This window comes from Arthrobacter sp. MMS18-M83, from assembly GCF_026683955.1.
Taxonomy (GTDB): Bacteria; Actinomycetota; Actinomycetes; order Actinomycetales; family Micrococcaceae; genus Arthrobacter.
Genome location: NZ_CP113343.1, coordinates 577,035 through 589,296 on the forward strand (window position 1 = coordinate 577,035; position 12,262 = coordinate 589,296).

The 12,262-nt window shown below is 64.3% G+C and carries 10 protein-coding genes and 1 pseudogene; 7 read left to right on the plus strand and 4 right to left on the minus strand.

Annotation, left to right across the window (positions count from 1 at the left end):
• Positions 1-132 precede the first annotated feature (132 nt).
• The 7 genes and pseudogenes from OW521_RS02795 to OW521_RS02825 all read left to right on the plus strand — a co-directional run bounded on the left by OW521_RS02795 (position 133) and on the right by OW521_RS02825 (position 9,319).
• Positions 133-1,500, plus strand: coding sequence for a DUF6421 family protein (locus OW521_RS02795; RefSeq protein WP_268022741.1), 1,368 nt, complete (start codon positions 133-135; stop codon positions 1,498-1,500).
• A pseudogene (locus tag OW521_RS02800) lies at positions 1,500-2,230 on the plus strand (SDR family oxidoreductase). Before OW521_RS02795 ends, OW521_RS02800 begins: the two are co-directional and overlap by 1 nt.
• Positions 2,231-2,251: 21 nt before the next feature.
• The gene (locus OW521_RS02805; protein ID WP_268022743.1) at positions 2,252-3,352 is read left to right on the plus strand and encodes a threonine aldolase family protein; all 1,101 of its coding nucleotides are present in this window, start codon (positions 2,252-2,254) and stop codon (positions 3,350-3,352) included.
• 61 nt (positions 3,353-3,413) lie between these two features.
• The gene (locus tag OW521_RS02810; RefSeq protein ID WP_268022745.1) at positions 3,414-4,088 is read left to right on the plus strand and encodes a DUF3000 domain-containing protein; all 675 of its coding nucleotides are present in this window, start codon (positions 3,414-3,416) and stop codon (positions 4,086-4,088) included.
• Between the two features lie 67 nt (positions 4,089-4,155).
• The gene (locus tag OW521_RS02815) at positions 4,156-5,544 is read left to right on the plus strand and encodes an HRDC domain-containing protein (protein WP_268022747.1); all 1,389 of its coding nucleotides are present in this window, start codon (positions 4,156-4,158) and stop codon (positions 5,542-5,544) included.
• Between the two features lie 344 nt (positions 5,545-5,888).
• Positions 5,889-7,172 carry a thiolase family protein gene (locus tag OW521_RS02820; RefSeq protein ID WP_268022749.1) on the plus strand — a complete coding sequence of 428 codons (1,284 nt, stop codon included), beginning with the start codon at positions 5,889-5,891 and terminating at the stop codon, positions 7,170-7,172.
• Positions 7,169-9,319, plus strand: a complete 2,151-nt coding sequence (locus tag OW521_RS02825; RefSeq protein ID WP_268022751.1) for a 3-hydroxyacyl-CoA dehydrogenase NAD-binding domain-containing protein — start codon at positions 7,169-7,171, stop codon at positions 9,317-9,319. Before OW521_RS02820 ends, OW521_RS02825 begins: the two co-directional genes overlap by 4 nt.
• Here the strand turns inward: OW521_RS02825 and OW521_RS02830 are convergent, their stop codons facing one another.
• The 4 genes from OW521_RS02830 to OW521_RS02845 are packed head-to-tail and all read right to left on the minus strand — an operon-like array spanning position 9,320 to position 12,262.
• Complete coding sequence (locus OW521_RS02830; RefSeq protein ID WP_268022754.1) at positions 9,320-10,417, minus strand: nucleoside hydrolase; 1,098 nt, start codon at positions 10,415-10,417, stop codon at positions 9,320-9,322.
• A gap of 10 nt (positions 10,418-10,427) precedes the next feature.
• Entirely contained in the window at positions 10,428-11,405 is a 978-nt protein-coding gene (locus OW521_RS02835) for an aldo/keto reductase (protein WP_268022757.1), read from the minus strand.
• Between the two features lie 50 nt (positions 11,406-11,455).
• A complete protein-coding gene (locus OW521_RS02840; RefSeq protein WP_268022759.1) occupies positions 11,456-11,671 on the minus strand; it encodes a hypothetical protein in 216 nt (71 codons plus the stop codon).
• A 30-nt stretch (positions 11,672-11,701) separates the two neighbouring features.
• A complete protein-coding gene (locus tag OW521_RS02845; protein ID WP_268022761.1) occupies positions 11,702-12,262 on the minus strand; it encodes a hypothetical protein in 561 nt (186 codons plus the stop codon).

The following is a 12,262-nucleotide window of genomic DNA, read 5'->3' on the forward strand; positions in this document are numbered from 1 at the left end:
TTGATCTTCCGGGGGCCGTCGGAACCACTTGCACAAGAGTTTCTTATGCTCGGGTTACTTTTGAATTAGTGACTCTGACCGCTTGCTACGCTCACCTCAGAACAACATTTCTTGAGGAAGGCACCGTCGACGATGACCACCACCGCTACCACCGCCCGTCCACGCATCACGTCCGATAACCGGGACTGGATCTCACTGAAGACCGCGGCGACCGCCCTCCAGGCGTTCCAGAGCCAGGACGGGTCCATTCAGGATTCCGGGCACCACCATGTTGCCCGGGAGTACACGGCCACCATCATCGAGGCCATCAAGAGCCTGGCTCCCGCATTCCCCCACGACTCTGCCTACCTTGAACTCCTGGTCACGGATTTCGGCCGCTGGGCCGACGCCGGCTTCGGAGTCCCGGACTTCCTCGACTCCCTCTTGGCTTTCCAGCCCCAGGAACACCGCGAAGACGGGCTTCAACACCTCGTCGTGTTCCCCATGTACACGCAGAACGGCAGCACCAGCCGCCTCGTGGAAGCTGTCCTGATCGAAGTGATCTGGCCTGAGTTCATCGGCGCATTGGAAGCCGGCGAGTACTCCAACAAGCTGTTCGTGCCCATCCGGTTCCTGGACTTCACCCCCGGCTACAACACCAATTCGGCCGTGCTGTTTCCCGAGACCGTCGCCGTGAGGCAGACGCCTGCCTTCACGTGGGGAGCCATCTTCGCCGACCGCGAGGCCGCACGCTTCCGCCGCGTCCTCAAGGCAGCCGCGGCAACAACATCGCTTGAGCTGCCAGCAGATGCAGCAGAGCTGTTGGATGACCAGGAACTCACGCAGCGGACTTTCGTCATGTGGGACCTGATCCATGACCGTACCCACATGCGCGGCGACCTCCCGTTCGACCCGTTCATGATCAAGCAGCGGATGCCGTTCTTCCTCTATTCGCTCGAAGAGCTCCGATGCGACCTGACAGCATTCCGTGAATCCGTCCGGATCGAGAAGGACGAGGAAGCTTCCCCTGACGCCCGACGCCACGCGAAGCTCGTCCAGTACGCCGTCATCTTCGACCGGATTTTCCGCTTCGCCATCACAGGCAACCGGGTCCGCAACTACGACGGGCTGGGTGGCCAGCTCCTCTTCGCCTGGATGCACCAGCACCACGTCCTGCACTGGACCGACAGCAAGCTCAGCATCGACTGGGACGAGGCCGCCGCCGTCGTCGTCGAGCTCGGCGCCCGGATCGAGGAACTGTACTGGCGTTCCATCGACCGGCCCAAGGCTGCCCACTGGCTCGCGGCGTATAAGCTCATTTCCGGTACGGTTACTCCGCACCCGGCTTCGGTCTGGGCGAAGGGACCTGAGGCACTGCCACTCGACGGGCCGCCCCGCGGCCTTACCGACCAGGTCCTCGACGACGAATTCCCCCTGTCCATGTTCTACGAAGCGCTGGAGAAGAAAATGCGTCCAATCATCGAGTCAACCAGCGGCATCACCGGAATGACCACAGCCTGATGGCCGAGGAAACGCTGACGGTCGTCGTCACAGGTGGCAGCAACTCTTCCGGCATTGCAGTGGCCCGCGCCTTCGCGGCCGCCGGGCACCGGGTCTTCACCGTCGGTTCGGATGAAACGCGTATCAAGGCCGCGGCGGCTGAAGCGGGCGACGGCGTCGTCCCGCTCGTCTGCGATCTTTCCAAGCTGGAGTCCGTGCGGGAGCTCGCCTCGACAATCCACGGGAGCACGGAACGGATCGACGGCGTCGTCCACCTTGTGGGCGGATGGCGGGGTGCCAAGGGTATCGAGGACCAGCCCGACGAGGACTGGGACGCCCTTGAACAGAGTGCCATCACCACGCTGAGGAACGTTTCGCGGATCTTCTACAAGGATCTTGAGGCCTCCCCCGGGGACGCTTTGCCATGGTGAGTTCGACGGCGGTCGCCGCACCTACTGCCGCAGCCGCGAGCTACGCGGCGGCCAAGGCTGCTGCAGAGACGTGGACCCTGGCCATGGCCGACGGATTCCACCGCGCCCAGTCGGGCAACAAGGACGAACCGACGAATCAGCACAGCGCGGCCGTCGTCTTTGTGGTCAAGGCACTGCTGGACGCGGCGACGCGGAGGGAACATCCCGAGCGGAAATTCCCCGGATACACGGACGTGGAGGAACTGGCGGCGGCCGCCGTCGGGCTCTTCGACAAGCCGGCAGCGGAACTGAACGGACAGCGCCTCCTCCTGGCCAAATAGACTGAAAGCGTGAATGAACAAGTGACGAGCACCACAGAAGAATTCCCGGCTGCCCTGGAAACGGAAGCCGCAGGGCGTCTCCACGATCCCTCCGTACGCGGTTTCGCCTCGGACAACTACTCCGGAGTCCACCCTGAAATCCTGGCCGCCCTGGCAGCAGCCAACGGCGGCCACCAGGTCTCCTACGGCGAGGACCAGTACACGGAACGCCTCCAGGAAGTCATGGAGCAGCACTTCGGCTCAGGGATCGAGTGTTTCCCCGTGTTCAACGGCACCGGGGCCAATGTCTTGTCCCTGCAGTCGCTGCTGCCGCGCTGGGGTGCCGTCATCTGCGCCTCGACCGCCCACATCAACATGGACGAAAACGGTGCCCCCGAGCGCATCGGCGGCATCAAGCTCCTCCACGTCCCCACCCCGGACGGCAAGCTGACTCCCGAGCTGATCGACCGCGAGGCCTGGGGCTGGGGCGACGAGCATCGTGCGCAGCCGCTTGCGGTTTCGATCACCCAGACAACTGAGCTCGGCACCTGCTACACGCCCGAAGAAATTCGGGCGATCGCCGACCACATCCACGCCAAGGGCATGAAGCTGCACATGGATGGTGCCCGTCTCGCCAATGCCGCCGCCCACCTAGGCGTGCCGCTGCGGACCTTCACCCGCGACGCCGGCGTGGACATTTTGTCCTTCGGAGGGACCAAGAACGGGTTGCTGTTCGGCGAGGTGGTGGTTGCACTGAACCCAGAGGCCGCACATGGGCTGAAGTTCCTCCGCAAGATGAACATGCAGCTGGCCTCAAAGATGCGCTTCATTTCGGTCCAGTTCATCGCGCTCCTGGAGTCCGGGCTGTGGCTGCGTTCGGCGGAGCACGCTAACGCCATGGCCGCCCGGCTGCGTGCCGCGGTAGATTCCATCGACGGTGTGGAGCCCACTCAGGCCACCGAGTCCAATGGGGTTTTCGCAGTGCTTCCGGCCGGCGTCGCCGACCGCCTGCGTTCCTCCTTTAAGTTCTACGACTGGAACGAAGCGAACCGCGAAGTGCGCTGGATGTGTTCTTTTGACACCACGGAAGAGGACATCGATTCGTTCGTTGCCGCAATCAAGCGCGAGCTGGCCTCGGCGTAGGCCGTGGGACGGGGCGGCGTGGCTTCAAGCTTTCGCCGCCCCGGACGCATAATCTGCGAAGGTGAACGCACTCGCACAGGTTCCCGCGGATTTCTTGCATGCGTTGGGAACGCTACGAAAAGCACAGTGCCGGAGTGAGCTGCGGCTCGCGGAGATTCCGGCGCCCTCCCGCTTGGCTCCCTATGCCGTGGCCTTGGGGGCAGAAGTCTTCAGCCGCTCGACGCGTCCTGGCCGAACCCCTGTCCATGGCCCCGCGGCCATGGCATTCACCAAAGAAAACACTCCCGGCGCCTACGGTTCCCCTGGTGCTGCCGATGACGAAGACGATGAACTCGCGACAGGCAGATTCATCCTTCTCCATGATCCGGACGGCTCGGCAGTGTGGGACGGGGAATTCCGGATCGTCACCTACATCAGGGCCCAGCTGGAAGCCGACATGGGCAACGATGCCATGCTCGGTTCCGTGGCCTGGACGTGGCTCGTGGACGCTCTCGAGAGCCATTCGGCCCAGTACCGGGCGGCGGGCGGGACAGCCACCCGGATCCTGTCAGAGAGCTTCGGCACCTTGGCCGAAAGGCCGGAAACCATCGACATCGAACTCCGCGCCTCGTGGACACCGGCGTCTTCCGACGCCCAGGCGCACCTGGAGGCGTGGTGCGACATGGTGTGCACGTTCGCGGGGCTCCCTCCCCTGCCTCCCGGCGTCACACCGTTGCCAAATAGGCGGCTCACATGAAAACCGTGGGAGCCCGTTGGAACCCCGGCCGGACCGGCCCCAACAGAGTCGGTAAACTGAAGGCACCATGACCCCTGAAAATCTGGAACCCACCACAGCCGGCGCCCCGGCTGCTGATCACACCCCACACATCACGGTGGACGGCTTTGAGGGCCGGATACCCGAAATAATCGATTTAGATGCCCCACGCGAAGGCGTACCCCTTGTCATCGACACCATCTCCGGCCTGGAGCGGTGCGCAGCAGCCATCGCGGCAGGAACCGGCCCCGCCGGGGTCGACGCAGAGCGTGCCTCCGGCTTCCGTTACGGACAGCGCGCCTTCTTGGTACAGATCCGGCGTGACGGCGCAGGTACCTGGCTGATCGACCCCGAGCCCTTCGATGACTTGAAGATCGTCAACGAAGCGCTCAGCGGCGTCGAGTGGATTCTGCATGCCGCGACTCAGGATCTTCCGTGCCTGGCCGAACTCGGCATGTGGCCGGACAAGCTCTTCGACACCGAACTCGCCGCACGGCTTGCCGGACTGCCCCGAGTCGGTCTCGCAGCCGTCATCGAGCAGCTCCTGGGCTTTGGCCTCGCCAAGGAACATTCAGCGGCTGACTGGTCCACCCGTCCCCTCCCCGAACCGTGGCTGCGATACGCAGCCCTCGACGTCGAGGTCCTCGCTGAGCTGCGCGAAGAACTCATCGAACTCCTGGAAGCGGATGGCAAGCTCGAATTCGCCGAACAGGAATTCGCCGGCATCCTCGCGGCAGGGCTCCCGGCCCCCCGGGTCGATCCGTGGCGCAAGACCTCCGGCCTGCACCAGATCCGTGATCGCCGCCAACTGGCAGCCGTGCGCGAGCTGTGGCATGAGCGGGACCAGCTGGCACGCAAGCGGGATGTTGCTCCCAGCCGCCTGATTCCCGATTCAGCCTTGGTCGCCGCCGCAAAGGCCATGCCGACCACCGTTCCGCAGCTGCTGGCCACCAAGGGCTTCCACGGACGGGCCGCACAGCGGGAAGCACCGCGCTGGCTGCGCTGCATTGCCGCTGTAAGGAATGCCGAAGATCTTCCCCCGCTGCATCTTCCAACGAATGCTCCTCCGCCACCGCGCGTCTGGACGGACCGCGACCCCGAAGCCGCAGCGCGCCTCGGGACTGCCCGGCCACGACTTCAGGCAGCCGCCGACGAGCTCAAACTTCCCGTGGAGAACCTGCTCACTCCGGATTACATGCGGCGCGTGCTGTGGCGGCCGCCGTCGGACATCACAGTCGAGTCCATAGCGGAAGAACTGCGCACCCTCGGCGCCCGGGAATGGCAAATCGCTATTACGGCACCGATCATCACCGAGGCCTCATTGAGTCCGCAACCGCTCCCGCCTAAAGAACCCAAAGAGCCGCGGATCCCGGCCCCGAAGTCCCAGGACCAAAGCCAAGATATCAACCGAGACCAGCAGGACAGTGCAGGTTCCTGATCAACTTGCCCGCCGAGGGCGCGGAAGGCCTGCCGCCGGACCGAATGGTCCGGAGGCGGGCCTTTTCCGTCCCCTTCTGACGCTCGCTCACATATCGGCCCCTCTGGCATGACCCTCGCTCACATAAGTGCTCTTGCAAAGGCATTCGGTGAGTGATCCGAGCGAGGATCGGTCGAGGGCCGGTCATATATGAGCGAGGATCCGGCGGCGAGGCGCTATATGCGAGCGAGCATCGGAAATGGATCGCCTTGCGCTCTAAGTTACCCGCTAGTAACATAGCCGTAATCGACACCGGCCTCCCGCACGCGGGCGTCCGGCATTCATGTCTCAACGAGGAGCCACACATGAGCCATACCGGGAACAGCGCCAGGCCGCGGGCAGTCCGCGAGGTCGTCTTCGTGGACGGCGTCCGGACGCCCTTCGGCAAAGCGGGCGAAAAGGGGATCTATGCAGGCACCCGTGCCGACGACCTCGTGGTCAAGTGCATCCGCGAACTGATGCGGCGCAATCCGGCCTTGCCTGCCGATCGGGTTGACGAAGTCGCCATCGCGGCCACCACACAGACCGGCGACCAAGGCCTGACTATCGGACGCACCGCCGCGCTTCTGGCTGGCCTCCCCCGCAGCGTGCCCGGCTTTGCCATCGACCGCATGTGTGCCGGGGCAATGACCGCTGTTACGACGACGGCGAGCGGCATCGGTTTCGGCGCATACGACGTCGTGATTGCCGGTGGCGTGGAGCACATGGGCAACCACCCCATGGGGTCCGGCGCCGATCCGAACCCGCGGTTCATGTCCGAGCGGATCGTGGATCCAGCCGCGCTGAACATGGGCAACACGGCCGAAAACCTTCACGACCGCTTCCCCGCGATAACCAAAGAGCGCACCGACACCTATGCGGCGGTATCCCAGGCGAAGCTTGCGGCCGCCTACGGCAAAGGCCAGATCCAGCCGGACCTGGTCCCTGTCGCCACGATGAAGCCCGGACAAGGCTGGACAGTGAACACTGTTGACGAGCCGCCGCGCCCGGGGACCACAGTGGACGATCTCGCGGAGCTGCGCACACCGTTCCGGGCCCACGGCCGCGTCACCGCGGGAAATGCCGCCGGCTTGAACGACGGCGCGACCGCGGCACTCCTGGCCTCGGCGGAAGCTGCCGAAGAACTCGGCCTTTCCGTGAAGATGCGGTTGGTCTCCTTTGCCTTCGCCGGCGTCGAACCCGAAGTCATGGGTATCGGACCGGTCCCGGCCACTGAGAAGGCCCTCAAGAACGCTGGACTTAGCATTGAGGACATCGGTCTCTTCGAGATCAACGAGGCCTTCGCCGTGCAGGTCCTGAGCTTCCTCGACCACTTCGGAATCGCCGACGACGACCCCCGCGTCAACCGGTACGGCGGGGCGATCGCCGTCGGGCATCCCCTCGCATCCTCCGGTGTGCGGCTCATGAACCAACTGGCGCGCCAATTCGAAGAAGATCCGTCAGTCCGTTACGGCATCACCACAATGTGCATTGGCTTGGGCATGGGCGCCACGGTGATCTGGGAGAACCCGCGTCACGTCAACTACAACAGCTACGGCAGCGAAACAGAGACCTCCGCTGTCACCGAAACCAAGGGAGCCGCAGCATGAGCGCCGCCGAATTCCAGAAACTGGCTGGACTTTTCCCGGATGAGACCGTGACCCACTCCTACGTCCAGGACATCGACCTCCCCGGCAACGCCGGAACGTTCGCCCTGATCACCCTGGACAACGGACTGGACCACTCCAAGCCCACCACTCTTGGACCCAATACCCTTGTGGAGCTCGGCACGGTCCTTGAAGGACTCAAGGGGCGCGCTGGGCGCGGCGAGATCGTCGGCGTCGGCATCACTGGGAAGCCGTACTTCCTCGTGGCCGGCGCGGATCTCTCCGCGGTCAAGCAGCTCGAAGAGCGGGACCACGGCCTGTGGATGGCACAGCTGGGCCATGACGTCTACGCGACGCTCGCCGATCTGGGTGTCCCCGGCTTTGCCTTCATCAATGGCCTCGCCCTCGGTGGTGGCCTCGAGATCGCGCTCCAGTCCACCTATCGCACGGTCTCCACCGGCGCTGGCGCTCTCGGCTTGCCTGAAGCGTTCCTCGGGCTTGTCCCGGGTTGGGGCGGCGTCTACATCCTGCCGCGCCTCATCGGCCCGGAAAACGCCGTCAAGGTCATGATCGAGAACCCGCTCAGCAACAACCGGACACTCACCGGTCCCCAGGCTTTTCAGCTCGGTATTGCCGACGCCATCTTCGAGCCAGCGGATTTCGTGGAGCAATCCATCGCCTGGGCAGCGAAAGTGATTGCCGGCGAGACCGTCCTGGAGCGGAGCAACGCAGTGGATCCCGCGGATCCCGCCGTTGCCGAACGCTGGGCTGGGGCCGTGGCGGCAGGACGTGCCTTCGTGGAAGCCAAGACCTCGAACGCTTCGCCGGCACCCGCGAAGGTGCTTGATATCCTCGAGGCCAACCGCACCATGAGCAAAGCCGAATCCGCAGCCTTGGAATGCGAGACGCTCGCTGAGTTGATGCAGACGGACGAGTTCCGTTCCACTGTCTACGCTTTCCTGGACCTCGTGCAGAAACGGTCCAAGCGGCCCGCGGGCGCGCCGGACCGCAAGCTCGCGCGCCCGGTAACGAAGATCGGCGTCGTGGGTGCCGGGCTGATGGCGAGCCAGCTCGCCCTGCTGTTCGCGCGCCAGCTCAAGGTGCCCGTTGTCCTGACGGACATCGACCAAGAGCGCGTGGACAAAGGTGTCGCCTACGTCCACTCCGAGGTGGACAAGCTGCTCGGCAAGAAGCGGATCAGCTCCGACGCCGCCAACCGGACCAAAGCCCTCGTCAGCGGCTCTGTCTCCAAAGAGGCATTCGCCGACGCCGACTTCGTCATCGAAGCCGTATTCGAGGAACTCAACGTCAAGAAGCAGGTCTTCGCCGAAGTGGAGGCGATCGTCTCCCCCGAGTGCATCCTCGCGACCAACACCTCCTCGCTGTCCGTGACAGCGATGGCTGAAGGCCTGCAGCACCCGGAGCGCTTGGTCGGTTTCCACTTCTTCAACCCGGTTGCGGTCATGCCGCTTCTGGAGATCGTGCGCGCCCCAAAGACCGACGACGCCGTGCTGGCCACCGCGTTCGAGCTCGCCAAGGGCTTGAAGAAGACAGCCGTTTTGGTCAAGGACGCCGCCGCATTCGTGGTCAACCGGATCCTTCTGCGGCTCATGGGCGAGGTCATTGCCGCGTTTGACGAGGGAACCCCGGCGGAAGTCGCCGACTCGGCGCTGCGCCCCATGGGCCTGCCGATGAGTCCGTTCACCCTCAGCGCGATGGTGGGCCTTCCGGTGGCCCAGCACGTCCAGGAATCGCTGCGCGCAGCCTTCGGTGAGCGTTTTGCGGTATCCCAGAACCTGCAGAAATTGGTTGACAACGGTGTCAAGTCCCTCTGGGTCCCGGGCCCTGACGGGAAGCCGGTCATCCCTGCAGAGACGCTGGCGCTCATGTCCTTCGGCACCGAGCCGTCCACGGCCGAGGAAGTACTGCGCCGAACCCAGGACGCCCTCGCCGAGGAAATCGGATTCATGCTCGCCGAAGGCGTGGTGGCCGGGCCGGAAGACATCGACCTCTGTGTGATCCTCGGTGCCGGCTGGCCGATGTTCCTGGGCGGGATCACGCCTTATCTGGACCGCGTGGGCGCTTCCGAGCGCGTCAACGGCAAACGCTTCCTGGCTCCCGGAATTGCTTCTAGGCCGGCCACGAGCTAGCTAACCGGCTTCAGGGGCGTTCCTGTCGTACCGGTTTCCCAGCCGACGGCCGAGGCCGCCCAGCGAGCGCACCAATTCGGCAAAAGCCTCCTCTGGATGGTTCTCCGAGACGATGCGCGCGTTGGGCGGCTCGCCCCAGAGCCCGCGAAAATCCGCCACGGTGGTTCCAATGAGCCTGGGGGCCGCGGTCTCGACGTGCACGGTGGCAGTGCGGGTGCGGAATCCGGCGGTCCCGGCGGCGACGGACGCGGCGAAGTAATCGTGGATGTGGGCCACGTAGCCCTGGCCGTAGCGGCGGTGGAACTCGAAGTAGAAGCGCAGCATGTCACTGACATGCCGAACGAGTTCGTTGGAAGCGGTGCTGCGCCGCCCTTCCGGCTGATCCGGCAGGATAAGTTCGGGCTCCGTGCAGCCTGCCTCCACGGCCAAGGCGGCCACGTGTTCGGGCTTCATTTCGATCCGTTCCGTGGTTTCCAGGGCGCACACCACGGGCAGCCGATCCTCAGGAAGTCCGGAGAAAGCAGCGAACACTTCGGCCGCGGCGTGAGGATCAACGTGGGTGTTCCACTCCGCGGTGGGAGTCGTATTGCCTTGGTAGTAATAACTGCCGCCCATGATCACGACGCCACGTAGCAGTTCCGGCAGCCGCGGTTCGGCACGCAGGGCAAGTGCAAAGTTGGTGAGCGGCGCTGTCAGCAGCGCAGTCAGCTCTCCCGGCCGTGCGCGGGCTGCTTCCACCCAGAGTTCGACGGCGTAGCGACCGTGCACCTTCCCGCGCGGTTCCGGCAGCTCGGCGTAGCCGATGCCACAGGGACCGTGCGTTTCGGGCGTCGTGACCAGAGGGATCCGCAGCGGCGCCAGGGCACCGATGGCAACGGGCACCTCAGGGCGGCCGCATAGCTCGAGCAAAGACAGGTTGTTGCGCGCAACTTGTTCCGCAGCGACGTTGCCCGGGGTGCAGCTTACGGCCACGAGTTCGACATGTGGCTGGCTGCACAGGTAGGCCAGCGCCAGGGCGTCGTCGATTCCCGTGTCACAGTCCACCAGCAAGCTCACGGGCTCCCTGAAGCCAGCCACAGGCGTCGGATCCTCCCTCACGGCGAATTCCTCAGAAAAGGGCAACCTTGGGCGAACGCGGGAAGATGTCATCCAATTCGGCGCGCTCTTCCGCCGTCGGCGCCCAGCGCACTGCTTGCGCATTTTCTGCGATTTGCTCGGGGCGTGTAGCTCCTGCAATGACGCTGCTGACGGCAGGCTGGGCGGCCAGCCAGGAGAACGCCAGCTGCAGTTCGCTCAGGTCCCTTTCCTTGGCGAATTGGCTGAAGCGTCCCAACTGGACCCAATCGGCGTCGTTGACCAAGTTGGTCCTGGTGTGGCTGAGGCGCGAACCCTCCGGGGCACTGCCTGGCGCATACTTGCCGGTGAGCAGGCCGTTTGCCAGAGGGAAATACGGCAGGACACCGAGCCCAAAGGCTTGGGCGGCCGGCAGCACTTCGAGTTCTGCGCGGCGATCCAGGAGGTTGTAGTGGTTTTGCGTCGAAATGAACCGGGCACCGCCCCGGATCCGGGCGACGTATTCGGCCTCGGCGATTTGCCAGCCGGCACGGTTAGAGTGGCCGATGTACCGGACCTTGCCGCTCGTGACAAGGTCATCGAGGGCCGCGAGGGTCTCCTCCACAGGGGTGAGCGGATCCGGGGTGTGGTACTGGTACAGGTCAATCCAGTCGGTGCCAAGGCGGCGCAGCGACGCCTCTGCGGCCTGGATGATGTAGCGTCGTGATCCGCGGGCACCGAAGTCGTTGCCGTTGGCGCCGCGCATGTCCATGCCGAACTTCGTGGCCACGATGGCGTCGTCCCGGCGGCCCTTCAGTGCGACGCCGAGCATGGTCTCGCTGAGGCCAGGCTCGCGGCCGTAGGTGTCGGCAACGTCGAAAAGGGTGACGCCGGCATCCAAAGCGGCATGCACCACCGCGTTCGTGCCATCTTGCGATTCTGTGGCCGTATTGGCCCGCCCGAGGTTGTTGCACCCCAAACCGACTACTGAGACGGTCAATCCGGAATTTCCAAGACGGCGATATTCAGTCATGATTTCACCCTACAATGCCCGCGGAGGACAGTTGGCAATTCTTTGGCCACTCAAGATCCGAACGCGATGCCTGCCTCTTCCATCGCGTCGTGCAACTGGGCCATGACCTTCGGACCCATGCCGTGCAAAGCTGCCACCCGCAGCTCACCGAAATCGGCGAGCTGCTCCAAGGTTTCCAGCCCTTCGTGGGCAAGCGCCCTGCGCGCCGGAGCGGACAAGCCCTTCGGCAGCGGAGTGTGCCCGGGCCAGTTGCTCTTGGGCGCCATGGTTGTCCCTTCCAAGCGGTGGTGTGGTCTTTAGAGGGTAAAGCCCGCGCCGGTTTTCGGCGAGTGTTTTACTTTGAAGGAAGTAGGTTCGGCATGGGGTGCCGCTGCGACGCTCAGCTTGGTGAAGTCGAGGTCTTCTCCGCGGATACACACCTTGATCGCGTTGACGGCCTTGTTGACATCCGGGCACAAGCAATAGATGTTGAGCTTCGAATCGCCGATTTCGGAACGGTCCACGGTCCCCAGGCCCCGCCAGGCCAGTTCGCTGGTCAGAGCAGCCTTGGCCTTCCGTTCAAGGTAGCGGTCGCGCTCGGTGCCGTCCTTCGTCTTCAGCGCGATCTGGGCGACCACCCAGAACTGCTCAGTCTCCGGGATCTCCGCGTAGCCATCCTCTTCGCATTGCGCTGCAAAGGCCGTCATGAGTCCTTCGACGGCGGCCTCGTCTTCGACGTCGGATTCGTCACTGCTGCTCTGGTGCCCGACGACTCCGTGGTTGATCACGAACTGCTTGAATTCGTCGTCGTACCAGGCCTCCCGGAAATGCAGGACTGTTTCGTCGTCGCGCTTGTAGGTGCGAATAATGCCGCTCAT

Coding starts and splice junctions, on each gene's coding strand:
- OW521_RS02825 (WP_268022751.1), top strand. CDS start 7,169: ATGAGCGCCGCCGAATTCCAGAAACTGGCTGGACTTTTCCCGGATGAG.
- OW521_RS02835 (WP_268022757.1), bottom strand. CDS start 11,405: ATGACTGAATATCGCCGTCTTGGAAATTCCGGATTGACCGTCTCAGTA.
- OW521_RS02845 (WP_268022761.1), bottom strand. CDS start 12,262: ATGAGCGGCATTATTCGCACCTACAAGCGCGACGACGAAACAGTCCTG.
- OW521_RS02795 (WP_268022741.1), top strand. CDS start 133: ATGACCACCACCGCTACCACCGCCCGTCCACGCATCACGTCCGATAAC.
- OW521_RS02820 (WP_268022749.1), top strand. CDS start 5,889: ATGAGCCATACCGGGAACAGCGCCAGGCCGCGGGCAGTCCGCGAGGTC.
- OW521_RS02815 (WP_268022747.1), top strand. CDS start 4,156: ATGACCCCTGAAAATCTGGAACCCACCACAGCCGGCGCCCCGGCTGCT.
- OW521_RS02840 (WP_268022759.1), bottom strand. CDS start 11,671: ATGGCGCCCAAGAGCAACTGGCCCGGGCACACTCCGCTGCCGAAGGGC.